This window comes from Mycobacterium sp., assembly GCF_032159765.1.
Lineage (GTDB): Bacteria > Actinomycetota > Actinomycetes > Mycobacteriales > Mycobacteriaceae > Mycobacterium.
This window is the reverse complement of sequence record NZ_JAVHWM010000180.1, coordinates 1-25,905: the sequence shown is the minus strand read 5'-3', so window position 1 is coordinate 25,905 and position 25,905 is coordinate 1. Positions and strand designations below refer to the sequence as shown.

The following is a 25,905-nucleotide window of genomic DNA, read 5'->3' as shown; positions in this document are numbered from 1 at the left end:
GCCGGTGTCGACGTCATGGCCTACGTGATCGGCATGACGCTCACGCCGACGTTCCGGCGCGAACGCAATGTCACACCTGAGGTCGAGGCCGCGCTGCGCGAGACGGGGGCCCAAACACCCGAGGAATGCGCGGCCCGCTTCTACGACGTCTTCGGCAGCGGTCCCCGCGGCTATGCGCACGATGGCATCGAGGCGAAGTTCGCCGCCGACGCGCAACGGCCTAGAGCCGAAATCATCTCGGCGATGGGCGAATACATGCAAGTGGAATTCGGTTGACGGTTACTCGGATCCCGCGAACGCCGGCGTCACCAATCGCCGCAGCATCTCCAGTTCTGCCTCGGCGTCAGGCCCAGGCCAGAACAACAGCGACAGCACGAGGCGGACGACCCACTGTCCGGCCTGCGGATCGCGATCAGAAAGCCCGGTGAGTTCGACGGCCAGCCCGGCCGTCATGGGTGATGCGGCGAGCCAGGCGCTTCCGCGCGCTCCGCGAACCGAGTCGAGAAGCATGTCACGTGCGGGGTCAGCCCTCACCTGCTCGATGGCATCGGTGATCGCTGTCAGCACGCGGTCGGTACCGGACAGCCCGGCAACGCTTCGACGCACGTGGTCGATGATCCGGGCCGCCGCGCGGGCCGTCGCCTGCTCCAGAATCTGGGCCTTTCCGCCGACATGGCGGTAGATCGTGGCCCGGGAACAGTGCACCCGCGCGGCCAGGTCGTCGATGTTCAGTGCGTCGGGCCCCCGCCGCGCGACGACCTCTGTGGCGACCGCGAGAATTCGTTCGGAGGCCGCTGCGCGCCGATCGCCACCGACAAGCCAGTCATCACGTGACACAGATCCGTTCCTGCCTGCGAGAGAAATGAGTGCTCGAGAATCTTAACGTGAGACAAAATCGTTGAAGGTTCTCACGCTTGTGCGAGGTCGCAGGCGTGGCGTGAGACGACGGAGGTGGGGTCGTCAGGAGGCGCGGTCTCGACTTTCCGCTGGCCATTGACGGCGACGGTTTCCGCTGGTCAACCTAGTGCAATGGCCGTTCTGAGCGATCCGATCGAGTTTTTCGGCACTCCGGCGATACAGGATCCGTATCCGCTCTACGAGCGCCTGCGCGTCGAGGGGGCCGTCCACCGAATCGCGGATTCCGGCTTCTACGTCGTGTGCACATTCCAGGCGATCAACGAGGTCATCAACCGGCCCGAGGACTTCTCGGCGAACCTGACGGCGACGATGACCTACAGCGCGGACAGCGGCGTGACGCCCTTCGAGATGAACCCACTCGGCGCAACGACACACGTCCTTGCCACCGCGGACGATCCGGCACATGCCGCACACCGCAAGATGCTGGTGCCTCAGCTGTCGGCCAAGAAAATCCGGGTGATGGAGGCGTTCGTCGCCGAGACCTTCGACCAGCTGTGGGCAGACGGCGTGCGGGCCGGGCGCATCGAGTGGATGGCTGCGGTGGCGAACCGGTTGCCCATGATGATCGTCGCGCGCTTGATCGGCGTGCCCGACGAGGATGTCGACCGGCTCGTGAAATGGGGTTGCGCGAGTACTCAACTGCTCGACGGCGTCGTCGATCAGGACCGGCTCACGGCGTCGGGCATCGCTGTAATGGAACTTGGCGCCTACATCAACGATCATTTCGCGCTGGCCGCAGCGGATCCGCAGGACGATCTGATTGGTGCGCTCGCAACTGCCTGCGCCGCAGGAGAATTCGATCAGCTGACTGCACAGGTGATGATGATCATTCTGTTCAGCGCGGGCGGCGAATCGACCGCATCCCTGCTTGGCAGCGCGACGTGGATCCTCGCGAACCGCCCAGAGGTACAACGAGAGCTGCGTGACAACCCAGACCTAGTGGGCGCGTTCATCGAAGAGGCGTTGCGCTACGAGCCGCCCTTCCGAGGTCACTATCGGCACGTCGTCAACGACACCACGCTTGGCGGCGTCGATCTTCCCGCAGGGTCGCGACTGTTGCTGCTGTGGGGGGCAGCCAACCGTGATCCGGTGCAGTTCGACGATCCCGAGGAGTTCCGGCTCGATCGACCGATGGGCAAGGGGCACATCACTTTCGGCAAGGGAGCGCACTTCTGCGTCGGTGCGGCGTTGGCCCGGATGGAAGCGCAGATCGTTTTGAGGATGTTGCTGGACCGCACCTCATGGATTGACGCCGCCGATGTCGGTCTGTGGTTGCCGAGCATCCTCGTGCGCCGACTAGAACGTCTTGAGTTAGCGGTGACGTGACCGAATCATCTTCGCGAATTCGACGGTCGCCATTCGCAGCGGTTTGAATGCCAACGACATGATCGTGTCGAGAACTCCAAACGGGACCGCGGTGATCGTGAGACCACGACCATATTCCAGGTGCCAGGAACCCGCCTGGATCGCGAGGCCACGGGCGTGGCCCTTCGCCATATTGCTGAGGTCGCCGGGGCGGTACACGGTTGCGGCGATCTGGTCCGTCTCGAGGTCATAGGTGACGTACTCCCCGGCGAGGATCACCTTGTAGACGTCGACAAAGTTGTAGCGCCCTGTGTATCCGTCTGTCTCCGCGGGCGAACCGAAGATCAGGAGATACTCAGAAAGCCCCATGTAGAGAAACGAGATCTTCCCGAGGATCCCACCGGCTTTGGTGGCGATCCAGGGCCGCCGGACGTTCTCGATGTAGTCCGGATAGGTTGCCGACAGCTTCTCGATCAGCGCGGTGAAGCGTTCGCCGCTGTCCAACGGGACATCCAGCACGTCGCCGCAGATTTTCGCCAAGGTGTCCGGATCGAATTTGTACGGCATGACTGGCCTCCTGTTGCCGGACGGAAGCATAATGCGCCGAGGAAAATCGGCGGCCTACGCGAGCGACTCGAGCCATGCGCGGTGCAGTGCTGCGTAGTGCCCGTCGCCGCGCGCGATCAGACCCGCCGGCGGTCCGTCCTCGACAATGCGGCCGTGCTCCAACACCAGCACGCGGTCGGCGATCTGAACCGTGGAGAGCCGGTGCGCGATCACCAGCGCGGTCCGGTCGGCTAGCACGGTCTGCAAGCCACGCTGGACCAGGCGCTCGCTGGGGATGTCCAGTGACGATGTCGCCTCGTCGAGGATCAACACGGTGGGGTCGGCGAGGAACGCCCTGGCGAACGCGACAAGCTGTCGCTGGCCCGCCGACAGCCGCCCGCCGCGCGTGGCGACGTCGGTGTCGTAGCCGTCCGGCAGCGCCTCGATGAAGGCGTCCGCGCCGACAGCTGTTGCCGCAGCCCGGATTTCGTCGTCGGTGGCATCTGGCTTGCCGAAGAGGATGTTGTCGGCGACGGTGCCGTTGAACATGAAGTTCTCCTGCGTCACCATCACGACGTGGCGGTGCAACTCACTTTGGGTGACGTCGCGCAGGTCGACGCCGTCGAGTGTCACCGATCCTGAGGTCGGGTCGTAGAAGCGGGAGATCAACTTGGCAATCGTGGTCTTGCCCGCTCCGGTGGTACCGACCAACGCCACGGTCTGGCCAGCCGGGATCGTGAGGTCCAATCCGGGCAGCACGGGCCTGTCCGCCACGTAGGAGAACTGAACATCGTGAAAGGAGATGTCGCCTTGGGCATCTGGCAACGACACCGGGTGCGCGGGATCCTCGATGCCCGGCCGCTCGGCCAGCACGCCCGCGAGCTTCTCCAGCGCCGAAGCCGCCGACTGAAAGGTGTTGAAGAATTGGGAGATCTCCTGCATCGGCTCGAAGAACATGCGCAGATACAGCAGGAAGGCTGCCAGCGTGCCGATCGTCATCTCGCCGTGCAGCACCCGGTAGCCGCCGTACAGCAGCACCACGCCGGTGGTGAGGTTGCCCACCAGCTTCACCCCGGGCATGAAGATCGCGAGCAGCTTGAGGCTTCTCTCATTGACCGCGCGGTACCGGTCGGCGACCTCCTCGAAGATCTCCTGATTGCGCGGCTGGCGCCGGTACGCCTGCACGGCCTTGATGCCCGTCATCGTCTCGACGAACTGCACGATCACCAGCGCGGCCGTTTCGCGCACCTTGCGATAGGTCTTCATCGACTCGTTGCGAAACCACCACACCAGTGCCACAAGGATCGGGAACGCCGCAAGGCACATCAACCCGAGTCGCACATCGAGCACGACGAGCAGGACCGCGGTGCCGCCGAGCGTCAGCACGGCGGTGATCAGGCTGTCGAACCCGGTCTCAAGCATCTCCTGGATGGCCTCGACATCGTTGGTCGAGCGGCTGACCACCCGGCCCGACGTGTACCGGTCGTGGAACGCGACGTCGAGACGCTGAAAGTGGCGGTACACAAGGCGCCTGAGCTGCCGCAGTACCCGCTGGCCGATCCGGCCTGACCGCCGCAGAAAGAACACCCGTGTGGTGGCCTGCACCAGCACGACACCGCACAGCACGGCGACGATCAGCATCAACGTCCGGGCCGAGCCGCCGCCCAGGATCGGCGGGATGCCATGGTCGATGCCCTGCTGAACCAGCAGCGGAACCGACAGTCGCGCGGCGTTCTCGACCACGACGACCACCGCCAGCAACGCGATCGAGATCCGGTACGGGCGAAGAAGTTTGCCCAGCAGCTGTCGGGCCTCGCGACGCCGGGGGACGCGCTCGTCGATCGGCAGGTCGTCGTCGACGGCGTCGTCGAATTGGCCGCGCCACTCGTCGTCGGCGGGTTCCTCGGGCACGTCCACGCGGGCACTATCGGTGGCAGTCATCGATACCGGTTTCTCTTCGCGCAAGCGCTCATCGACGCTCTGCCTCCGAGATCGCGTATCGCCGAGCCTCCTGCTGGCAGGCCGCGTCCGTCGCCTCGCGCTCAGCGTGCTCGCGCGCCAGCCGCGAGCGCTCCTCGTCGTCCTCCCAGGCGCAGGCACGTTCGGTGGTGTCGTCGAGCTCGTCGTCCGCCGCGAGCAGATAGCGGTATTCGGGAACACCAGCCAGCAGCTCGGCGTGGGTGCCGACGTGCGTGATGGTCCCGTTCTGCAGCAGCGCCACCCTGTCGGCAAGCAGGACGGTCGACGCGCGGTGGGCGACGACGACGCCCGTCACCGCGTGCACCTGTCCATTTGCTCCTCGCGTCCGCAGAACTTGCCGCAGAGCCGCTTCCACCTCGGCCTCGGTGTGCACATCCAAAGCCGACAACGTGTCGTCGAGCACCAGGATCCTCGGGGCAGCCAGGATCGCCCGCGCGAGCGAAAGGCGTTGCCGCTGACCGCCGGACAAGCTCATGCCCTGCTCGCCGATGCGGGTGTCGAGGCCGAACGGCAGGTCGTAGACGAACTGCCCCGCGGCGACGTCGATGGCCTGGGCAAGCTCCTCGTCGCTGGCGGGATTGTCAGCGCCGCGGCCCAACCGCAGGTTCTCGGCGACCGACATCGAAAACAGCGTCGGGTCCTCGAACGCCGTCGCGACCGTCTGGCGCAGCGCGTCCAGCGAGAGTTCCCGGATGTCCTGGCCGTCGATGCATATCTGACCCTCGGTCACGTCGTACAACCGCGACAACAGCGCCGCCAGCACGGTTTTGCCGGAGCCCGTCGACCCCACGAGTGCGAGAGTCTCGCCGGGTTCGACGGTGACGGTGACATGACGAAGCGCCCACTGGTCGCTGTCGGGGAAGCGGAAACCGACGTCGCGCACCTCAAGACGGCCACCGGCCGGTGCTTCGGATTGCGGCCCATCGGCGATTTCCCTTGGTGCGTCAAAGATCTCGGCCACGCGGTTGGCGGCGGTAAATGACTCCTGCGTCATTGACAGCAGAAAGCCAAGTGACGCAATGGGCCACACCAGCGACAGCATCATCGTGATGAACGCGACCAGCGTGCCCATCGTCACGTACCCGTGCCCGGCGGCATACGCACCGAAGCCGAGCACCACGATCAGCGTGAGATTGGGAATGACTTCGAGCAGCGTCCAGAATTTCGCCGACACCAACACGCGTTTGAGCTGCGTCGTGTACAGGCCGCTGAGTTGCTCGTCGAACCGCCCGTACATGTGGTCCTCGCGGCCGAAAGCCTTGACCACCCGCATGCCCAGCGCGGCTTCCTCCACGTGGGTGGCGACGTGACCGGCCTGGTCCTGGGCCCGGCGCGACAGCGCGGTGTACTCGCTCTGAAAGTGCAGCACCGTCGCGGTGATCGGCACGATCGAGATGAGCACCACTACACCCAGCGGCCAATACAGCACCAGCAGGATCGCGGTCACAATGGTGATTTGCAGACCGTTCAGCAGCAGGAAAAGCAGACCGAACGAGGTCATACGGCGAATCGTGCTGAGATCGTTCATGATTCGCGACAGCAACTGACCTGACTGCCAGCGACCGTGAAACGACATCGGCAGGATCTGCAGTCGTGCGTAGAGGTCGTTGCGAATGTCCGCCTCGACACCCATCGTCGCGTGTGCCACGAGCCAGCGGCGGACGAACCAGAGGGCCGCCTCGGACAACCCGACGCCGATCACCGCGGCGCCGAGGATCCACAGGCCGTGCTGATCCTGGTGACGGACCGGTCCGTCGATGACGGCCCGCGTCATCAACGGAATCGCCACTGTGGCCGCGAGACTGGCAACAGCCACCACAACCATCGAGATCCAGCGCGCGCGGTAGGGCAACAGATACGGCAGCAGTCGGAGCAGATCGGTGCCAGGCCGACGTCGGGCCGGTGCCGGCGCGATCGCTGGCGCGTGATTCAGAGGTTTTCCCACAACTCGATCAATTCTCCCACGACTTGCAACACAATTACCTGCGCTGTTATGTCGCCGCGGACGCGAGGAGCAAAACAACTCCCGGTGGCGCGCCGTGGGGTTACGCGCGCTTGGCGCGAGCCCACTGGATGGTGCCCAGGGTGCTGGTCCGAACGCTGGTGAAACCCTGCTCTTCGAGGATGTCGCCGAGTTCGTCGTCGGCGAACATGTGCGCGCCGCCCACGTTGGGCAGAAGGCGCAACAACCGTGAGGCCTGCCCCGCCGTGGGCACCATCACCGCGAGGCGGCCGCCGGGTCGCAGCACCCTGCTCATCTCGGCGAGCGCCTTGGCGGGGTCGGGGACCAGCTGCAGTGCGGCGATCGACACCACCGCGTCGACCGTCTGGTCGCGCAGCGGAAGCCGTTGTGCGTCGGCGTGGACGAAGACGGTGTTGGGACCGGCTTGTGCGTGAACTGCTCGCGTCAGCATCGGCACCGAGACGTCGACGCCGATCGCGAGGCCGTCCGGACCCGCGGCGTCGGCGAGCGAGGCCGTCACGTTGCCTGGGCCGGAGCCGACGTCCAGCGCGACGCCACCCTGAGGGATCGCGAGCCACTCGAGGGGGTGCTGCCAGATGTTGGTGAACAACCTGCGGGCGACTGCCTGCGAGTTGTCGTAGAGAAGTGAGCCGAGCGACGACGCCCATACCGCCTGGATCCACCCGCTGTTCTTCTCGGCCGGGTCCTCATCTGCGGGATCCAACAGATCGAGATAGCCGTTGTCGATATCGGGTTCGGCCGGCGGATTAGCCAGCAGGTCGAGCACCCTGTGCAACGCGGACGGCGCGATGGTTTCGGTTTCGGTCATGGCTTTCCTCCGGTTTCAGGCTACGCGGCGCTCTACACGGGCGGCGAGCCGAGCAATCAGGGCTCAGATCAGCCTCATACGTCACATCGATAACGCGGCGAAGGCGCCAGCTTTGTGCCCACCTGCGAGCGACTTTCCGCGACTATCCCGCGTCGCATCACGTCGATTTCTGCACCAGGGCTGTTGAATTCGCGGAAGTACGACCCAGGTGCAGAAATCGGCGCAATGCCGCGCGCCAGTCGGCCTGTCCGCCGCTGACGCTCGCCGGAAGTCGCGCGAAGTCGCTCCGAGGCGGGCATGTCGGTGCACCACCCGCCGGAGACCGATGAGGTTGGCGTGACGGTTGAGGTTCGCAATCAGCGCTCGCCCGTGAGTCCGGGCAGCTCCTTGACGATCCGGCCGCGCATCAGCTCGGGGCTGAGCCCCTTGATCCGGTCGATCCACCGAATGCTCGCTGGCACGTACCAATGCAGTCGGCGCTGATTGTGGTACGCCTGCCAGGCCGCGTCTGCCACTGACGACGCGGGCATCAGCCGGAACATGCCCTTTTTGGGCGATCGAGCGCGCAGCTCGTCCCGGGTCATCTTCCTGCCGGCTGTGTTGTCGGGAGTGTTCAACAGGATCGCGGTGTCGATCAGCCCAGGGAGCACGTCGGCGACGCGGACGCCGTGGCGGTGCCACTCGACGCTGAGCGCCTCGGTCAGCCCTTTGACCGCGTGTTTGGTCGCCGAGTACACCGCGATCTGCGGCATTCCATAGGTGGCCGACGACGACGAGGTGGAAAACATCAGGCTGCCCGGCGACTTCTTCAGGTAGGGCAGTGACAGGTACGCGCCGGTGAGCACCGCCTTGAAGTTGATCTCGACGACGCGCATCGCGGCCTCGTACGGCACGTCCTCGAACCAGCCCGATTCGCCGATGCCCGCGTTGTTCCACATCATGTCGAGCCCGCCGCCGCGATTGCCGAGGCAGAAATCGGCGAGCGCGCTCTCGAATGCCGGTTTGTCGGTGACGTCGACGGCCCGCGTCCACAGCCGGTCGGTGCCGAACTCGTCGACGAGGGCGCCGAGCCCGTCGTCGTTGCGGTCGATCGCGCCGACCCGCCACCCATGCGCATGGAACAGCTTCACGCCTTCGCGACCCATGCCGCTGCCCGCGCCCGTGATGAAGATCGACTTCGTGACCATGGCACCCTCCGCTCTTGTCGGCGTTCAGGGTAGATGTAGTGGGGTGAAGAGCATGCGTGCCGACCTCGTTCTGTCAGGTGGTGGTGTCAAGGGCATCGGGCTCGTGGGTGCCGTCGTGGCGCTGATGGATGGCGGGTATACCGCTTATCGCGTGTCGGGATCGTCTGCCGGGTCGATTGTGGGCTCGGTCGTCGCGGCCGGTTCGCAGGGGCGGCAGCTGACCGGTTCCGAGGTCAAAGACCTGGCGTTGAGCATCGACTACCGCAAGTTCCTCGACGCCGGCCCCGTCGAGCGTGTGCCGCTGCTGGGTCCTTCGCTGGCGCTGCTCCGCGGCTCCGGTATCTACCGCGGCGACTACGCGCACGAATGGGTGCGAAGTCAGCTGAAAGACTTGGGCGTGAGCACCTTTGGTGATCTCGCCATCGACGACCCCTCATTACTGCCGGAGCAGCGATACAAGTTGGTGGTGACCGTCGCCGACGTGACGACGGGCCAGCTGGTGCGGCTGCCGTGGGACTATCGCCGCGTCTACGGCCTCGATCCCGACGAACAGCTGGTCGCCGATGCGGTGCGGGCGTCGATGTCGATCCCGTTCTACTTCAAGGCGATCGACCTGACGAGCGCGGCCGGCCTCACCTCCACCCTGGTCGACGGGGGCCTTCTGTCCAATTTCCCGATCGATTCGCTGGACCGCACCGACGGCAAGAAGCCGCGCTGGCCGACCTTCGGGGTGACGGTGATGCCGAACCTGCCTCAGGGCAACGACGCCGTGATTCCGGCGCTGCGTGCGCTCAACCTGCTCGGCTCCACGAAGCTTCTGGAAGACGTGCTGACCACGTTGATCGTCGGGCGTGATCAGGCCTACCTCAACCAGCCTTGGGTGAGCGCCCGCGCCATCCACGTCGATTCCACCGACGTCGGATTCCTGAACTTCGGGATTTCCGAGAAGCAGAAGCAGGCGTTGTACGCCAAGGGTTACGCGGCGGGCGAAGAGTTCCTGTCGACGTGGGATTGGGCCGACTACGTGGCCAGGTTCCGCTGACCTCGACAGCTACTGAAGGGAGGCCATAGTGGATTCCGAAGCGAGACAACGATTCACCGACGCCCAAGTGGCAAGCCTTGCGACGGTGTCGCCGGATGCCGTGCCTCATCTGGTGCCTGTTGTGTTCGCGGTTGCCTCTGACGTTGTGTACACAGCGGTGGACGCGAAGCGAAAAACGACGCACCGGTTGCAGCGGCTTCGCAACATCGAGCAGAACCCGCATGTGTGCCTTCTTGCCGACCATTACGACGACGACTGGGATCAGCTGTGGTGGGCGCGCGTCGACGGCACCGCCGAGATCCACGACCGTGGCGAGGAGATGGCCGCCGGTTACGATCTGCTGCGACGGAAATACCATCAGTACGAACGTATTTCGTTGACGGGACCAGTGGTGAGGGTCAGCGTTGACCGCTGGTCTTCTTGGCACGCGTGATCGGGTCTATCCTGGATCGACAGGCGCGATTATGGACCGCGAACAGCTCTTCGCCTCGATCGTGGCGGCATGCCCCGACCGCGATGACGTCGTCTATCTCGAGCGCCGTGGCGGGAGTTATGCGTGGCGGCTGATAGACAACGGTGATCTGAACGCCGACATCCCTGCGGGCAGCGGCCCTGAGGTATGGATGTCGTTCTCGGCGGCCTGGCCGGTCGACGACGCCGCCCGAATGCGCACGTTCTTCGACGATCTGCTGGCCGAGTTGGAATCGATGGCCGACCAGTCCGATCGGTGCCGGTGGCCGCTCGACGAACCCTGGCCGCACGGCCACTGATGGCGTACCGGATCACCGCAGACGAGCGAGCGCGATTCAAACGCTGTCGCCGGCAGTGGGACTTCGCGTCACCGCACCGGCGCGACCTCGAACCCGTCGCCGCCACGGAGTCCTCGCTGCGCACGGCGGTCAAAGACGCGCTGGCCGTTTACTACTACCCAGGCACCTGGGACTGGCCCCATGAGCTGACGCAGTCGTTGGTGCACAAGGGACTTCAAAGGTCGCTGGCGAATCGGAGCGAGGCTGACCTGCTCTCGCTGGCCACTACGATTCTCGACTGCTACGACGCGTGGGCGGGCATCGTCGACGATTTCGCCCCGGTGCGGATCGACCATGACGTGGACGGCATGGTGCCCGACCGCCACGAACACGAGCGCGGAATGTCGACATCTGACGGCGCGCCGGTGGTCTACACCGCGCGCGTCGATCTGCTGGCGGTGGACGCCGCCGACGAGTACTGGGTGGTGCGACACCTGATCGCTGACGAGTGGGGCGACGTAGATTCGCTGCTGCGCGACGAGGAGGCCGTCGCGGCCTGCTGGGCGTGGGAGCAGGACTACATCGGCATGGAGATCGCCGGCACCATTCACAACGAGATTCGGCTCAGCGGGCCGCTCGATCTGCCGACCGGACCTGAGCCCGACGAGAGAAAGCAAGTGGCCCAGCATGAGCCGAGCGGGGGCGGCCGGTCGATCCCGCAACACCGACGCACGTTGCGGCGGGGACTTCAGAGCGACACGGGTATCGACCAGCGGAGTGCCGGCATCCTGCGTCGGACGCGCATCCGTCGAGGCCGCGACGAGATCGCCTCGGTCGGTGCACAACTCGCTGACGAAGCTCTTGACATGTTGAGCGATCCGGCCGTCTACCCGGCGCCGGCGGAGCACTGCAGGTGGTGCGAATTCGGCGGACCGTGCCTGGCGATGATGGCGCACCGCGAAGCAGAGCCCCTGCTGGCCAACGACTTTCGCCGACATCTTGCTGAGTCGGAACGCAAGCCACGCCTGGGGCAGGCCACATGGGGTTTCGGCAGGGGAGGCGCGCCGCCGCGTTAGTGACGGCCGCGCCTACACGCCGCTGGGCGTCAGCAGCCGATCCAATTCAGCGAGCGCTCGCCGTGCGTACCCGCGCCACAGCCAGCCCAACACCGGTAGCAGAGGTGCGGTGAACCGGGAACGCGGATGAATCGTCCAGCGCCAGGTCACCGTGGTTCCGCTGTCGCGTGGCGCGAACAACCACGCGCCGTCGACCGTGCTCACCAGTGGAGACATCGGCCCCTTGACGTCTGAGAGCGTGTACCCGAACACATACGGTGCATCGACCAGGGTGAGTTGCTCGCGCATGCTTCCCCCGCCCTTCAGCAGCACCGTGCGGGTCTGGCCCACCGCCTCCCAGTCACCACGTTGATCGTGCACCTCTTTGATCGGCGGGATGGGCCCGTACCAGTGACAGAACAGCGTCGGCAGCGGCAACGGCAATGTGCCGTCGTAGGCCTCCTGGACATCGACGGACAGAACATGCGACTGCTCGACGGTCAGCGGCTGCGCCATACGCGCGATGGTACTGCGGGCCGTCACACCCGCTGTGGCACGGGATCAGGCCCCTCGGCCGGCTCGTCGGCTGCCATGGGAAGGTTGGCCTTCTTCGCCGCGCGGCTTGCCTCCCATCGGCGGATAAGGCTCAGTACGACCGCGGCCAGCGCCCAGCCGAGCAAAAGGTCGATGACGTAGTGCTCCGCCGTGTACACCAGCGTGAACGCCATCAACAGCGGATACGCCACCAACACAGGCCGCCACTTGCGGCTCACGCGGCGCCAGAGAAACACCGAGATCATCGCCGACAGGGCGGCGTGCAGGGATGGGACGGCAGCGACCATGTTGACGCTCATCTGCCCGGAGTTGACGAGGTCGCGCGCCGCGTGAAGGTGCAGGGTCGAGAAACCGCGGGTGGATATTCGCTCCACGAACTGGTGCGCGCCCGGCTGGCTCATCTGCATCGCGCCCAATAGTCCGCCGTCCGGGACTCCCGCCGGACGGCCGAAGATGCACGACGGGTACGCCGGGCCGTCGGCGACCTCAGCCGGCCGGCACTGCGCGGCGGCCCACGGCGGCGCGGCGGGGAACACGACATAGATCGCCAGGGCGCTGAACGACAATACGACGAAACGTCGGACGAACGCCTTCCAGTCGTCGCGGTCGCGTAGCCAGAGCACCCCAGCCACGACGTAGGGGAGGATGAAGAACGACATGTAGATCGTGCTGACGGACACTTCCCACCAGGGCGGATTGGACTGCTTCAGCCGTTCCTGGAGCCAGACGGTCGGTACCGTGCCGAAGAACAGCCACCGGTCCCAGTCGATCTGGGGCTGCCACATCGTCGGCGTGCCGACCAGCTTCGCGGCGCCCCGGCTGATGTCGTAGAGCAGCAGCACCACGGCGAACGGCAACCAGTCGCGGCTCACCGTCAGCACCCGGTGCCTGCCGATGCTCGCCGCTGCCAGGCCAGTGGCGATGAAGAGCAACAACAGTTCGCGGTTGAACGCGACGCCGTCCGTCACCGTCAGGAACACGACGACAGTCGCCCAGATCGTCACTGCGACCCGCCTGATGATGATCAGGCAGCGCGTCCGCGCGGACGCAGCGGATGTGCGCACGTCCTCGCTTAACACGTGAGCCTCTCAGCCGGCCGAAAGCGCAGCCGACTGGCGTCTCGGCTACTTCCCCACGAATTCTAGGGAAGAACGCGACTCGCATGTTGCCGACCCGATACGACTGGATAACCGGTCGTATGCCGGCCGTTCACTCACCGCAGGTCGGGCGTCACATGCCCGTCCAGTCGCCTCCGATGAACTTCGTGGCCTTGACCGCCGGAACGGCAGACGGGACGGTGGGCGACGACGGCGGTGCCGACGCGGTGGGCGTGTCTGCCATGACGCTGTTCTGAGGGCCGGTGCCCGTTGACTGGCCCGCGGTGAACGTCACGGCGCCCATCACGGCTACCGCACCGGCTGCCGCGACCAGCGACAACTTCTTCGGCGACAGGTGGAGTGATTGCATTTCGAAGGCCCCCAAATCGGTTCGTAATATTTCCAGGCGAGCAGCAGTTCTGCTCCTTGGTGTCTTCCCACGCTAAAGGCGGGCTGACGCAAATTGCCGGGTTCGCAAGGCACCCCAACTGTGATTCACAGGGCCTTGGCAGGCGCAGAATCAAGCCGGCCGCGCCCCCGGCAGGGGGATACGCGGAACCCCCGGTGTGCTCAGCTGCCCAGCCAGCCACGGCAGCGAGGACACGAAAGTGCTGGCCGCGAAGGGCCAGTCGTGCTTTCCCGGGTTCGCCACCACCGCGCATGTGATGCCGTTCGGAGTGCCCACCGCGCACAGCGAGTTGGCCGCCTCGGTCTGGTCGCCGGGGTTGCCCGCCGCGTCACGGCCTCCGATGCCGACTGCGTCGTTGTCGGCGTTGGCGTTGCGCCTGGGCGCCTGGGGTGTGTTGGAGATCGCGAACCATCCCGAGACACCGGTGTAGGGGCCATGCTTCTTGATGACCGTTGTCGGATCGAACGCCGCCCACGCGTTCGCGTCGCCGCCGTACAGGCGCGTGATGGTTTGTTCCTTGGTGCCCGCGGTAGGAGCCAGGTCGCCTGCGATATCGACGAAGGAGCTGAACAAATCGGGATGCATCACCGTCAGGTCCACGGCGCACGTCCCGCCCATCGACCATCCGACGATGCCCCAGTTCGCGCTGCGCGGGCTCACACCGAAGTGCGAAATCATGAACGGCACAACGTCTTTGGTGAGGTGGTCGGCCGCATTGCCCCGCTTGCCGTTCACGCATTCGGTGTCGTTGTTGAACGAGCCGCCCACATCGACGAACACGAACACCGGGGCGTTGCCGCCGTGTGCGGCCGCGAAGTCATCGATCGGCTTGATCGCGCCGCCGGTCCTCAGCCAGTCGGCGGGGGTGTTGAATTCTCCGGCGATCATCATCACCACCGGCAGCTGCGGCGGCGGGGTGCTCGCGAACCAGGCAGGCGGAAGGTATACGAGTTCTGTGCGGTGCTTGAAACCGGAGGCGTCGCTGCCGATGGTGACGGGCACAACGGCACCGTGGGCGGGCACGGTGTGCTGCTGCTGCATCGCGGTAACGGTCGGCATGTCGGTTTCGTCGGGCAGGGGGCCCGCAGTGAGCTGGTTCCACGCCGTTTGCACCGTCGGGAAGTAGCCGACCCACTGGTTCAATGCCACCCCGGCGCTGAGCACAGCCAATGGCACAGCCAGAAACGACATCCCGCGGCGCCACCAACGGGCGCTGGTCCAGCCCAGGGCCAGGATCGCGACGGCGACGCCACTCAGACCGATCCAAATCCACAGCGCCTGTGGCGCCGGGTCATCCGACATTCCCTCCGAGTCGACGTACCAGTGTGCCCAGCTGGCGGCGGCGACTCCGACGAGCACCGCCAGCGGCAGCCACAACACCCGCCACCGCCGCGACCGCCAGCCGATGGCCACCAGCAACACGGTCGCCGCGACCCCCTCGATGACGCCGGGCAGCCATCCGTGCAGAAGCGAAACGCCGTGCCGATAGGGAGCCACCGGGGCTACCGGTGCATCGGCCAGGATGGCGGCAATCGTCGGCGTCACATGACAATCGTGAAACGTCTGCCTGTGTGCGCGCTGTGCGCGGCGCTAGCAGCAGCGCGCGCTTGGATTGGCGTCGGCGGCGGCGTGCCGCATCTTCCAGTACTCCCGTTCGCTGATGACCGGCTCGCCGGGGTGCGCGCGAAGCCGATGCTCGACGTATCGCTGGTAGTGGGTGTCGCCCATCAGGGAGCCGCAGTACCAACGGATTTGGCGCGTGATTTGGTGTGCGATTTGTTGTACTCGTCCCATTGCCGTTGCACCTCCCGTTCTTTCGCCGTGGTGACCAGGCTCGATGGCCCGAAAATCTTGGACGGCACCGGCTCGTCTTCGGTCAGCGGCGAGCCGCCGCCGCGAATCGCGCGCACTGCCATGATCACGCCCGTCACGAAGACCATGATCACCAGGGACGCGAACACGATCGACAACGTGCCCTGGATGAAGGTGTTGCGGATGGCTTGGTCGATCTCGTGTGGGCTCTTCGCCGTTCTGAACGTCGTCTTACCGGCTTCCTTCGCCTGCTGGTAGAGCCCGTGCTCGGTCCAGTACCCGATCCTGGGGTTGGCGGAGAAGATCTTCTGCCATGAGGCCGTCATGGTCACAGTGAGGTCCCAGAGCAACGGGATACCCGGTATCCACGCCCATTTCAGGTAGCCCTTCTTGATCACGACCACTGTGACCAGGGCGAGCGCTATCGCGGCAAGCAACTGGTTGGCGATGCCGAACAGCGGGAACAGCGTGTTGATGCCGCCGCGCTTGTCGGTCACCCCCATCAGCAGGACGCTGCCCCACGCGGCGACGACGATCAGGCTGCACACCCAGGCGCCCACTCGCCAGCTCGGATCGCGGAGTTTCCGGAACGGTCCGCCGAAATTGCTCAACCCGTCCGACAGCATGAATCGCGCGACGCGAGTTCCGGCGTCGACTGTGGTGAGGATGAACAGCGCCTCGAACATGATCGCGAAGTGGTACCAGAACGCCTTGAGCCCCGGGCCGCCGAACGCTTGATGCAGCACCTCCGACATCCCGACCGCCAACGTCGGTGCGCCGCCGCTGCGCGCGATGATCGTCGTCTCACCGACATCCTTGGCGGCCTGCTGGATCTGATCGGCCGTGATGTGTTCACCGCCGATCGGGAGCTGGTTGACGTTGTAGGCCGCGTCCGCGGGTGACATGTTCGCGAACGCATCGGTGTTCATCGTGAAGTACAGGTGCTGGTTGAGGATGGCCGCGGTAGTCAGCGCCATGATCGCGACGAACGATTCGGTCAACATTCCGCCGTATCCGATCAACCGCATCTGGCTTTCCTTCTCCAGCATCTTCGGTGTGGTTCCAGAGGAGATCAGGGAGTGGAAGCCGGACAGGGCACCGCAGGCGATCGTGATGAACAAGAACGGGAACAGCGCACCGGCGAACACTGGGCCATCGCCGCTGCTCGCGAAACTCGACACCGCCGGCGCCTGGACGAGCGGTCGCGCGATCAGGATGCCGACCGCGAGAAGCGCGATGGTGCCGACTTTCATGAAGGTAGAGAGGTAGTCGCGCGGTGCCAATAGGAACCAGACCGGCAACACCGAGGCGGCGAACCCGTAGACGATGATGCACCACGACAGCGTCACCGCGGACAGGCCGAACCAATCTGCGCCCCAAGAGGTTTCGGCCACCCACCCGCCTGAGATGACGGCGAGCAGAAGCAGCGCAACGCCGATGACCGAGACTTCAGAGACGCGGCCGGGGCGCAGGAATCGCAGGTAGAGGCCCATGAAGATCGCGATCGGGATCGTCATCGCAATGGAGAACACGCCCCACGGGCTCTTGGCAAGAGCGTTCACCACCACCAACGCGAGCACCGCGAGCAGGATCATCATGATGACGAGGACAGCCACGATCGCGGCGGCGCCCCCAACCGCGCCCAGCTCGTCGCGGACCATCTGGCCCAGGGAGCGTCCGCGTCGCCGCGTGGAGACCCACAGCACAAGGTAGTCCTGGACGCATCCGGCGAAGACCGCGCCGACGACGATCCAGATCACCCCCGGTAGGTATCCCATCTGCATTGCGAGCACGGGTCCGACGAGCGGGCCCGCGCCGGCGATGGCGGCGAAGTGATGGCCGAACAGCACGCGGCGATCCGTGGGCATGTAATCGGTGCCGTTGTCGAGAATTTCGGCCGGAGTGGCCTCGTCGTCACGCGGGCGCACGATCTTCATCTCGATGAGCCGCGCGTAGAACCGGTAGGCAACGATGTAGGTACAGATCGCCGCCACGACGAACCAGACGGCGTTGACGGTCTCACCCCGGAAGAACGCGATGATCGCCCATGCCACGGCCCCGATCAGCGCAATGACGCCGAAGATGATCTTGTGCCGGGTGGTGATCCGGGAGCGATCGATGATCGCAACCGGCGGCAGCTCGGGATCGGTGCGTATGTAGGTGACGTCGCCGTCGCCGTCCTGGCCGTCGCGCTCTTCCTTCGTCGATGAAGTCATGCCTGTGATCCAATCACCGCAGCCGGGCCCCGTGAAGGGAATTCAACCGCGCTCGTAGAGTTCCCGCACGGTGTCGATGGTGTCGGCATCGGCGGGGCCTTTGTCGTCGCGGTAGCGCAGCACCCGCGCGAACCGCAGCGCCATCCGGCCCGGATAGCGCGTCGAACCCTGCACCCCGTCGAACGCGATCTCGACCACCTGCTCGGGCCGCAGCGTCACCACATGTCCGTCCGTGCGTCCGTCGGCCAGTTCGGTGAAGCGCTGCGTCTGCCATTCGAGCATCGCGTCGGTCATGCCCTTGAAGGTCTTCCCGAGCATCACGAATCCGCCTGTTTCGGGATCGCGGGCGCCGAGGTGGATGTTGGACAGCTTGCCGGTGCGCCGGCCGGACCCCCACTCCACCGCGAGCACCACAAGGTCAAGCGTGTGCACCGGCTTGACCTTCAGCCAGCCCGAGCCGCGTCGTCCGGCCTCATACGGCGCGGTCGGCGACTTGGCCATCACGCCCTCGTGGCCGGCGGCGAGCGTCGCGTCGAGAAATCGTGCAGCCTCGTGGGAGTCGGCGGTGCTCAACCGGTCCACCCTTTGGGCGGCCGGCACGACCGCGTCGAGCGCCGCAAGCCGTTCGGATGCCGGCAGGTCGAGTACGTCCTCGCCATCGCGGTGCAGGATGTCGAAGAAGAACACCGAAAGTCGTTGAGAGTCAATGGCTTCAGCGCGGCCGAATCGTGACGCGGTAACCTGGAACCGGTGCGGGCGTCCGTCGGGGCGCAGGGCGATCGCCTCCGCGTCGGCGATCAATGAGCTGACGGGCAGCGCGAGCGTGGCCTCCACGACCTCGGGCAGCCGGGCGGTGACGTCGTCGAGGCTGCGCGTGAACAGCGTGACGTTGTCGCCGTCACGGTGGATCTGCAGCCTGGCCCCGTCCAGCTTCGCCTCGAAAATCGCTGTGCCACCTAGCTTCTCGAGGGCATCGGCCGCGCCGGTGGCGGTCTGCGCCAGCATCGGGCCGACGGGACGGCCCACCCGCAGCGTGAACTCGGCGAGCGCATCGGTGCCGCCGGTGAGCGCCGCCGACGCCACGGCCGGCAGGTCGCCGCCGAGCATCGCCGCACGCCGCACCTCGGCTGCGCCGATGCCGGCGGCCTTCGCCACGGCGTCGGCCATCACTCCCGCGAGCGCGCCCTGACGGAGCTCGCCCTGCAGTAGTCGGCGCAGGAACGCCTGCTCGACAACGGATGCCGCGGCGAAGAGCTGCGCGAGCAGAGTCGCGCGCTGTTTCTGGGATCCGCGGCCCGCGACCGCGCCGATCGCCGTGAACGCCGCGTCGACCTCTGCGACGGTGAGCGTCGCTGCCTCGGCGGCCGGCGGCAGGGTGCGCAATGCGGCCCAGCCGACGCCGATCTGGCGCTGGGGGAGTTCGCCGGACAGCCACGAGACGACGACGGCGACCCGGTGCACGTCGCCGCCTTCGGCTGCCGCGCTCAGTAGTTGGGCGATCCTGGCGACCTTCGCCAGCCGCGACGACTGGGCGCCGACATCGGCCGACGCCGTCGCGACCTCGACGAGCAGCACGGACTCAGCTTGTCACGCGACGCTGAACGCGACCGTCTGCCAGCCGGTGGCGCCGTCAGGGACGGGCGGAGCCTCGTCGGGCGTCTGCACGGCGCCGGTGTTGTCGGTAGCCCGCACGGTGATGGTGTGCGAGCCCGGCGTCGTCGTCCACCGCAAGCTCCACAGTCGCCAGGTGTCGTTGCTGTAGTTTTCGCCGAGCTCGGCTTGCTGCCAACCTCCGTCGTCGATGCGCACCTCGACGGCGCGCACGCCGCGGTTCTGCGCCCAGGCCACCCCACCGAACGTGACTGGACCGGCCTGGACACGTTGGCCGCTGCGCGGCACGTCGATCCGCGATTCAGTCTTTATCGGCCCGCGCGCCGACCAGCCGTGCCGGGTCCAGTAGGCCTGGGCGCGATCGAACCGCGTCAGCTCGAGATCGGTGACCCACTTCGTCGCCGACACATATCCGTACAACCCGGGCACGACGAGACGTGCGGGGTACCCGTGCTCCACGGGAAGTGGGTCGCCGTTCATCGCAATCGCGAGCAGCGCGTCGCGCCCGTCGGTCAGCGCTTCGACCGGACTCCCGGCGGTGAACCCGTCCGACGACATCGACAGCACCATGTCGGCGTCACGGTGAACACCGCTGCGCGCGAGCAGATCTCGGACGCGGTAACCGCGCCAGAGCGCGTTGCTGATCAGGTCGCCGCCGACGGGGTTGGAGACACAGGTCAGCGTCACCATCTTCTCGATCAGCTCGAACTGAGCGAGATCGTCCAAGCTGTAAGTCATTTCGCGATCGACCATGCCATGGATCCGCAGCCGCCAGTCTTTGCGGCTCACCTGTGGGACCGACAACGCGGTGTCGATGCGGTAGAAGTCGGCGTTGGAGGTGACGAAGGCGGGCAGATCAACGCCTTTCGGCTGTACGCCTGGGGGCACCGGCGGGGCGGTGACCGCCGGTGCGGGTACGACGGCGGCATCGCGCTCACCCGCCACCGAGTGCAGCGCTCGTCGCAGGAAGCCGCCGGCCACTCCCGCGACTACGCCGACTCCCAACAGTCCCATCGCGATGAGTGAGAGTCGACGAGCTCGGTCTGGTGCCGAATCATCTTCTGGAGTAGAGGTTTTGACTGTGAGGACACGAAGCACGACTACGCCGCACACCACCCCGACCACTGTGGGGATGACATCGACCAGCCCACCGCCCGGCCGCGACAGCACCGCCGCGCACGCCGCGAAGCCACCCGCCGCGATCAGCGCGCTGCCCAACGGTCTCCGGGGTGTCTCCAACGCTCCTGCCACCACCGCCAACACGCCGATCACCGCGAGCGTCGCGATCAACAGGAACAGCTTGTCCGAGGTGCCGAACGTCTGGATCGCCCATTCCTTGAGCGGGCCGGGAGTCAAGTCGATGACGGCCGAGCCCACCGAGCTGAGGGCGTCAGCGGCGGGGCCGAACGGCGCACCAACCAGTTGCGTGACCCCGACGGCGACAGCAGCTGCTGCCACGCCGTTCAGCCCTCGGCTCGGCATGGTCGCCAACCTACCCGCGCGTCGTAGAGTCAACGCGTGGCCACGGTAGCCCAGCATGTGATCAACGCGCTGACGACAAGTGGAGTGAGTCGGGTTTACGGTCTGCCCGGCGACAGCCTGAACGGTTTCACCGACGCGATCCGGCGATCCGGCGCGATCAGCTGGGAACACGTCCGGCATGAGGAGACCGCTGCCTTCGCCGCGGCGGCCGACGCGGCGCTCACGGGGCAGCTCGCAGTGTGCGCGGGCAGCTGCGGGCCAGGCAACCTGCATCTGATCAACGGGCTGTTCGACGCCCAGCGTTCGCGGCTGCCGGTGCTCGCGATCGCCGCGCACATCCCACTGCCCGAAATCGGTTCGCAGTACTTCCAGGAGACGCATCCGCAGGAGTTGTTCCGCGAATGCAGTGTCTACTGCGAGCTGGTCAGCAATCCGGAGATGGCTCCGCGCATCGTCGAGATGGCGATGCGCACGGCCGTTGAGGAACGCGGTGTCGCGGTCGTGGTGATCCCCGGTGAGGTGTTTCTCGCGTCGCTGGGCGAGCAGGGTTGGAACACCCGGCCGGTGGTGCCGACGCGCTCGGTGATCCGGCCCGATGACGAGTCGCTGCGCCAGGCGGCCGACATCCTCAACCGCGGTCAGCGCGTCACGATCTTGGGCGGGGTCGGCGTCGCAGGCGCGCACGACGCCCTGGTGCGGGCCGCCGCCACACTGCAGGCGCCCGTGGTCCACGCGCTGCGCGGCAAGGAGCACATCGAATACGACAACCCGTATGACGTCGGCATGACAGGTCTGCTCGGTTTCGCGTCGGGCTACAAGGCCATCAAGGAGGCCGATGTTCTGCTGATGCTGGGCACCGACTTTCCCTACCGGCAGTTCTATCCCGACGACGCACGGGTGATCCAGGTCGACATCCGCGGGGCGCACCTCGGCCGGCGGACGCCGATCGATCTCGGTCTGGTCGGCACCGTCGAGGACACCCTCGAGGCACTGCAGCCACTGCTCGCGCAGAAGCAGGACCGCACGCACTTGGACCGCGCGCTCGGCCACTATCGTCGCACCCGCAAGACGCTGGACTCGCTGGCGGTCAACGACCGCGACCGCACCCCTATCCGCCCGGAATACGTTGCGGGCCTTGCCAATCAGTTGGCTGCCGACGATGCGGTGTTCACGTTCGACGTCGGGTCTCCGGTGGTATGGGCGGCCAGGTATCTGACCATGAACGGCCGCCGGAGGCTACTGGGCTCGTTCAACCACGGGACGATGGCGTGCGCATTGCCGTACGCCATCGGCGCGCAGACGGCCGAACGCGGCCGCCAGGTAGTAGCGCTGGCGGGCGACGGCGGATTGACCATGTTGTTCGGTGAGCTGATCACGTTGTTGCAGAACAACCTTGGAGTGAAGATCATCGTCTTCAACAACTCGTCGTTGAACTTCGTCGAGCTCGAGATGAAGGCCGCGGGCATCGTCAACTTCGGAACCGACCTCAAGAACCCGGATTTCGGCGCGGTGGCACGGGCCATCGGGATATTCGGACAACGCGTCGAGCAACCCGGCCAGCTCGAGCAGGCCATCGCCGACGCGCTCGCTCATGACGGCCCCGCCCTCGTCGACGTGGTGACGGCGCGCCAGGAGCTCTCGATCCCGCCGTCGATCACCGCGGAGCAGGCGAAGGGATTCACGCTGTACGCGATCCGGACCATCCTCGCGGGCCGCGCCGACGAACTCCTCGACCTGGTGACGACGAACGTCGCTCGCCGCATTCTGGACTGATGACCTAGCCTTCGGCACCCTGCACTAGGTCTGTCGCTGATCAGACGAACATCTGCCAGATCCCGTCGGAGCTGCCAGTACGGGAGGCAGAATGTAAATGTGCAGATGGGGGCAAGGATGGCAGCTCTAGGGACGCGAGCGATGACGGCCGTCCACCGAATCGGACGGTTCGTGTACACATACCGATGGCTGATAATGATCGGCCTCGGTGTGGCTTCGTTCATCCTGGGCTGGGTGGGGTATTACTCCTACTTCGTCACGCGAGGCGGTCTCCCAGGTGCGCGGGAGAGCGATGCCGCGTATGCGAGCTTCAAGCTCTTCCTGTGGAACGCGTCTGACTACCCTGGCCTACCTTGGCAGCTGGAGATTGCCCGTTTCCTCGCTGGATTTGTGGCCAGCTTCGCGGCCATTTCCGCGGTCACGGCGCTGTTCCGGGAGCAGCTGCAACAGACGCGAATCCGCTTCATGAGCGGTCATGTGGTGATTTGCGGACTGGGCTATGTAGGCAGCCTCTTCCTGCGTGAGTTGCGGGAGCAGGGTGTGCGTGCCGTCGTCATCGAGTCGGATCCCACCAATCCCCGCCTGGAAGTGTGCCGCGCGTGGCGGATTCCTGTCGTCATCGGCGAAGCCCAATTGCAGCGCAACTTGACCACGGCGGGGGTGCATCGAGCGTCGGGACTGCTCGCGGTGTGTCCGGAGGACGTCGTCAACACCGAGGTCGTGGCCGTCGCGCGGCAACTTACCGATGAGGCCCGCAAGCCGACGATCGCCCCAGAGGGTTTGTTGGCCCTTCCGGTATCCCGGCACCGCAAAGAACTCAGCTGTCTCGCCAGGATCGGTGACCCTGACCTCTGCCGGCTGCTCCGCATCCAGGAGAGCGATCTTCGGGATCCCTCGTCGTCATTGGTGTTCTTCAACACCGACGAGGTCAGCGCCCGATTTCTTCTCGACGAGTTCGAGATCGACCCCGACGACGAGGGCAGGCCGCACATACTCGTCAGCAACCTCGAGTCCCTCGGGCAGTGGCTGGTCCTGCGGGCTGCCCTGACCTGGTACTGGCTCGGGCCCGAGGAGAAGACGCCGCTGTTCATCACCGTCGTCGACGACCAAGCTGACGAACGTGTGCAGTCCCTCCTGGATCAACACCCCGATCTCGACGACATTTGCCATTTCATCTACTGCTCGACCTCGATCCGCGACCTGCGTGAACTGCCCGATCAGTACACCGAACACGAGGCACCTCCGCTGACGCGTGTGTACGTGTCGGCGTACCGCGACGAAGACGCACTGGAGATCGCACTGCGTCTTCGGCATGAGCTTGATCTACGCACGCCGGGCCCCGATCGCGACGCCGTGCTTCCGATGGTGGTGGCGCTGTCGAGACCGGACGGAGCGGCCAGGGTCATCGGCGAGGCCAACACGAACGGCAGGCTTAAGGGCGTCAAGGTCTTTTCCACGCTGGAACGCACATGCACCGTCGAATTGGTCGTGGGGGGACTCCACGAGCCGCTCGCCGTTGCGCTGCACAACCTGTGGCGCGCCAAGCAGCTCGCCAAGGGCGAACTTGCGCCTACCTGGGAGGAGCTGGATGAGCCGCGCAAAGACTCGAGCCGCGCCCAGGCCCGGGACATCGTGCCCAAGTTGCGCAGTATCAGCTGCGATATCGCACCGTTACGTCACTGGGGCGCCGCGAAATTCGAGTTCGAGCACGATGAGGTCGAGTTCCTCGCCGCCGCCGAGCACCGGCGTTTTTGCGAGGAGCGCATCGCGGGCGGATGGACACCCGGCCCGAGAAACCCCGCTGAGAAGACGACGCCCTATCTGGTGGAGTTCAACAAGCTCCCAAAGGACATCGCCGATCTGGACCGCATGTTTGTCTGGGAGATCCCGGCTGTGCTGGCGTTGGCCGGCGTGCAAGTGATCAGGGTTCCCACCCTCGCGAAGACGAGCTGACGTTTGGGATGCTGGTCTAGTGCCGCGATTCGCGCCGTTGCCCGGCTGGGACCCGTTCCGGTCCCGGGAGCGGCTGACCTCGCTTTGGTCGGCCACCGCCGTGCCCACGGTGACGACCGGCGCCGCGATCGCGTACCGGACGTTGTTCGAAGCGTTGCGGCGGTTGGTCGTCGGACGCGAGCTCACTGTCGGCCTGAGCGGCAACGACCTGGTCTTGACGGTCAAAGAATTCGACTTCCGTCTCGACATGCGTGGGCTGGCGATCGGGCAGATCGGCGACGTGCTGGTGGTTGCCGAGGACGTCGGGTGGCGCGAGTACCGGTTCGATCACGCGATGGCCGTCGCGAGCAACGTTCATTTCCGGCCGGGGGCGACGTCTGAGATCGTGGCAGCGCCCGTCGAGCTGTCCCTGATGCTTCCCGCGCGCGTGCTGGAGGAGCTCGTCGTGGCGGCGTCGCCGCAGTTCACCGCCGAGATCGGCGACGACGGGGTGGTGTGGCTGCGGTGGGCGCGCAAGCCGGCGTGGGGCCATCTGGAGGTCGATATCCGGATCGTGGGGACCGCGTTGTGGCTGCAGCCGCGGGCGCTGGTCGTCGGCGGGCGGCGCATGGGACTGCCCGCTCGGCTGCCGATCTATCCGATCGAGCTGCCGGATCTTCCAAAGGGCTTGCTGATCACCAAGGTCGATGTGCGTCCGGGCGCGGTGCTGATTCACGGGCTGCTGCCGGAGTGGCGTTTCGACTTGCCGCTGAGCCGGCTGGAGGACATTGTCGCCCAGCTCAGCGCACGCAGCGGGATCCTCAACGTCGCGCGCTCTGCTGGGCTGATGTAGGTCCGGGCCCGATCGCTGCTGAGCAGCCGTGCGGTCAGGCTGCCGAGATCGCCTCAGCCGTACTGCGTTCCAGCGCCTGCAGATCGTTGGGAGTTGGCCGAGATCACCGAGGCGCTCAATCCTCACTGCTATTGCGGTGTTTCAGGAAGTCCAGTAGCTGCGGATCCGCCGACGTGAACCGATCGACCTCCTCGCCGCCGTCGCACTGATACAGCGCAATCGTGACCGAGCGATCGCCGCGGTGCATGACCCGCCATATCGCGCCCGCATCAACCCAGCGCTGCAAAACCACGATCGGCTCGTCGGGTCCGGTCGCCTCCAAGGGTATTCGCTCCTTTGCCGTTTGCGCCGAGAGTACGGTTGTTGACGCGACACGCCGAGGAATGCGTCAACAACCGGACTCTCGGCGACCAGGAAAAGAGGTTGACCATGGACTCCAGCGGACTGCTACTCAACCCGAACACTTACGACCCGGCACAGTTCGACCCGACGACGCGGCGGCAACTGCGCGCCGTCGTCGACTGGTTCGAAGAGCGCGGCAAGGCCAGGCTGCTGAGGGACGACTTGGACGCTGCGTGGGTATCCGATTTT

At 65.9% G+C, this 25,905-nt stretch carries 25 protein-coding genes; 10 read left to right on the top strand and 15 right to left on the bottom strand.

Features of this window, described 5'->3' with window-relative positions:
* Positions 1-276 (top strand): hypothetical protein (locus QOH60_RS23300; RefSeq protein ID WP_526424241.1); only part of this gene is annotated, 276 nt, incomplete at its 5' end.
* Between the two features lie 3 nt (positions 277-279).
* Here the strand turns inward: QOH60_RS23300 and QOH60_RS23295 are convergent.
* Complete coding sequence (locus QOH60_RS23295; RefSeq protein WP_526424240.1) at positions 280-837, bottom strand: TetR/AcrR family transcriptional regulator; 558 nt, start codon at positions 835-837, stop codon at positions 280-282.
* A gap of 192 nt (positions 838-1,029) precedes the next feature.
* Between QOH60_RS23295 and QOH60_RS23290 the strand changes: the two genes are divergently transcribed.
* Positions 1,030-2,244, top strand: coding sequence for a cytochrome P450 (locus tag QOH60_RS23290; RefSeq protein WP_526424239.1), 1,215 nt, complete (start codon positions 1,030-1,032; stop codon positions 2,242-2,244).
* Here QOH60_RS23290 and QOH60_RS23285 read toward each other — a convergent pair.
* From QOH60_RS23285 to QOH60_RS23265, 5 genes are all read right to left on the bottom strand, one after another.
* A complete protein-coding gene (locus tag QOH60_RS23285) occupies positions 2,230-2,790 on the bottom strand; it encodes an isomerase (protein ID WP_526424238.1) in 561 nt (186 codons plus the stop codon). The two genes, QOH60_RS23290 and QOH60_RS23285, sit on opposite strands and share 15 nt — an antisense overlap.
* Positions 2,791-2,844: 54 nt before the next feature.
* A complete protein-coding gene (locus QOH60_RS23280; protein WP_526424237.1) occupies positions 2,845-4,710 on the bottom strand; it encodes an ABC transporter ATP-binding protein in 1,866 nt (621 codons plus the stop codon).
* A gap of 28 nt (positions 4,711-4,738) precedes the next feature.
* Positions 4,739-6,694 carry an ABC transporter ATP-binding protein gene (locus QOH60_RS23275; protein WP_526424236.1) on the bottom strand — a complete coding sequence of 652 codons (1,956 nt, stop codon included), beginning with the start codon at positions 6,692-6,694 and terminating at the stop codon, positions 4,739-4,741.
* Between the two features lie 100 nt (positions 6,695-6,794).
* Positions 6,795-7,541 carry a methyltransferase domain-containing protein gene (locus QOH60_RS23270; protein ID WP_526424235.1) on the bottom strand — a complete coding sequence of 249 codons (747 nt, stop codon included), beginning with the start codon at positions 7,539-7,541 and terminating at the stop codon, positions 6,795-6,797.
* Positions 7,542-7,897: 356 nt separating this feature from the next.
* On the bottom strand, positions 7,898-8,728 hold the full coding sequence (locus tag QOH60_RS23265; protein ID WP_526424234.1) for an SDR family oxidoreductase: 831 nt from the start codon (positions 8,726-8,728) through the stop codon (positions 7,898-7,900).
* A 52-nt stretch (positions 8,729-8,780) separates the two neighbouring features.
* Between QOH60_RS23265 and QOH60_RS23260 the strand changes: the two genes are divergently transcribed.
* The 4 genes from QOH60_RS23260 to QOH60_RS23245 are packed head-to-tail and all read left to right on the top strand — an operon-like array spanning position 8,781 to position 11,595.
* Positions 8,781-9,770, top strand: a complete 990-nt coding sequence (locus QOH60_RS23260; RefSeq protein WP_526424233.1) for a patatin-like phospholipase family protein — start codon at positions 8,781-8,783, stop codon at positions 9,768-9,770.
* Positions 9,771-9,795: 25 nt separating this feature from the next.
* On the top strand, positions 9,796-10,203 hold the full coding sequence (locus tag QOH60_RS23255) for a TIGR03668 family PPOX class F420-dependent oxidoreductase (RefSeq protein ID WP_526424244.1): 408 nt from the start codon (positions 9,796-9,798) through the stop codon (positions 10,201-10,203).
* 31 nt (positions 10,204-10,234) lie between these two features.
* Positions 10,235-10,540 carry a hypothetical protein gene (locus tag QOH60_RS23250; RefSeq protein WP_526424232.1) on the top strand — a complete coding sequence of 102 codons (306 nt, stop codon included), beginning with the start codon at positions 10,235-10,237 and terminating at the stop codon, positions 10,538-10,540.
* On the top strand, positions 10,504-11,595 hold the full coding sequence (locus tag QOH60_RS23245; RefSeq protein WP_526424231.1) for a hypothetical protein: 1,092 nt from the start codon (positions 10,504-10,506) through the stop codon (positions 11,593-11,595). Before QOH60_RS23250 ends, QOH60_RS23245 begins: the two co-directional genes overlap by 37 nt.
* A 12-nt stretch (positions 11,596-11,607) precedes the next feature.
* Here QOH60_RS23245 and QOH60_RS23240 read toward each other — a convergent pair whose 3' ends face one another.
* From QOH60_RS23240 to QOH60_RS23205, 8 genes are all read right to left on the bottom strand, one after another.
* Positions 11,608-12,090: an SRPBCC family protein gene (locus tag QOH60_RS23240; RefSeq protein WP_526424230.1), complete on the bottom strand. Its 483-nt coding sequence runs from the start codon at positions 12,088-12,090 to the stop codon at positions 11,608-11,610.
* A 23-nt stretch (positions 12,091-12,113) separates the two neighbouring features.
* Positions 12,114-13,208: a phosphatase PAP2 family protein gene (locus QOH60_RS23235; RefSeq protein ID WP_526424229.1), complete on the bottom strand. Its 1,095-nt coding sequence runs from the start codon at positions 13,206-13,208 to the stop codon at positions 12,114-12,116.
* Between the two features lie 151 nt (positions 13,209-13,359).
* A complete protein-coding gene (locus QOH60_RS23230) occupies positions 13,360-13,596 on the bottom strand; it encodes a hypothetical protein (protein WP_526424228.1) in 237 nt (78 codons plus the stop codon).
* Between the two features lie 150 nt (positions 13,597-13,746).
* Positions 13,747-15,168 (bottom strand): alpha/beta hydrolase, encoded by a 1,422-nt coding sequence (locus tag QOH60_RS23225; RefSeq protein ID WP_526424243.1) that lies wholly within the window; start codon positions 15,166-15,168, stop codon positions 13,747-13,749.
* Positions 15,169-15,225: 57 nt separating this feature from the next.
* Positions 15,226-15,429, bottom strand: a complete 204-nt coding sequence (locus QOH60_RS23220; RefSeq protein ID WP_526424227.1) for a YbdD/YjiX family protein — start codon at positions 15,427-15,429, stop codon at positions 15,226-15,228.
* Entirely contained in the window at positions 15,363-17,663 is a 2,301-nt protein-coding gene (locus QOH60_RS23215; RefSeq protein ID WP_526424226.1) for a carbon starvation CstA family protein, read from the bottom strand. Before QOH60_RS23215 ends, QOH60_RS23220 begins: the two co-directional genes overlap by 67 nt.
* Before the next feature lie 42 nt (positions 17,664-17,705).
* Entirely contained in the window at positions 17,706-19,238 is a 1,533-nt protein-coding gene (locus QOH60_RS23210; RefSeq protein ID WP_526424225.1) for an ATP-dependent DNA ligase, read from the bottom strand.
* A gap of 12 nt (positions 19,239-19,250) precedes the next feature.
* Positions 19,251-20,756 carry a molybdopterin-dependent oxidoreductase gene (locus QOH60_RS23205; RefSeq protein WP_526424224.1) on the bottom strand — a complete coding sequence of 502 codons (1,506 nt, stop codon included), beginning with the start codon at positions 20,754-20,756 and terminating at the stop codon, positions 19,251-19,253.
* A 36-nt stretch (positions 20,757-20,792) separates the two neighbouring features.
* Here QOH60_RS23205 and poxB point away from each other — a divergent pair, with 36 nt between their 5' ends.
* The 3 genes from poxB to QOH60_RS23190 all read left to right on the top strand — a co-directional run bounded on the left by poxB (position 20,793) and on the right by QOH60_RS23190 (position 25,314).
* Complete coding sequence (gene poxB / locus QOH60_RS23200; protein ID WP_526424223.1) at positions 20,793-22,529, top strand: ubiquinone-dependent pyruvate dehydrogenase; 1,737 nt, start codon at positions 20,793-20,795, stop codon at positions 22,527-22,529.
* Between the two features lie 141 nt (positions 22,530-22,670).
* The gene (locus tag QOH60_RS23195; protein WP_526424222.1) at positions 22,671-24,482 is read left to right on the top strand and encodes an NAD-binding protein; all 1,812 of its coding nucleotides are present in this window, start codon (positions 22,671-22,673) and stop codon (positions 24,480-24,482) included.
* 19 nt (positions 24,483-24,501) lie between these two features.
* Complete coding sequence (locus QOH60_RS23190; protein WP_526424221.1) at positions 24,502-25,314, top strand: hypothetical protein; 813 nt, start codon at positions 24,502-24,504, stop codon at positions 25,312-25,314.
* A gap of 115 nt (positions 25,315-25,429) precedes the next feature.
* On the opposite strand, the gene QOH60_RS23185 is transcribed toward QOH60_RS23190, so the two are convergent.
* Entirely contained in the window at positions 25,430-25,642 is a 213-nt protein-coding gene (locus tag QOH60_RS23185; protein WP_526424242.1) for a hypothetical protein, read from the bottom strand.
* A gap of 35 nt (positions 25,643-25,677) precedes the next feature.
* On the opposite strand from QOH60_RS23185, the gene QOH60_RS23180 reads away from it, so the two are divergent.
* On the top strand, positions 25,678-25,905 hold a 228-nt coding region (locus QOH60_RS23180), incomplete at its 3' end, for a hypothetical protein (RefSeq protein WP_526424245.1).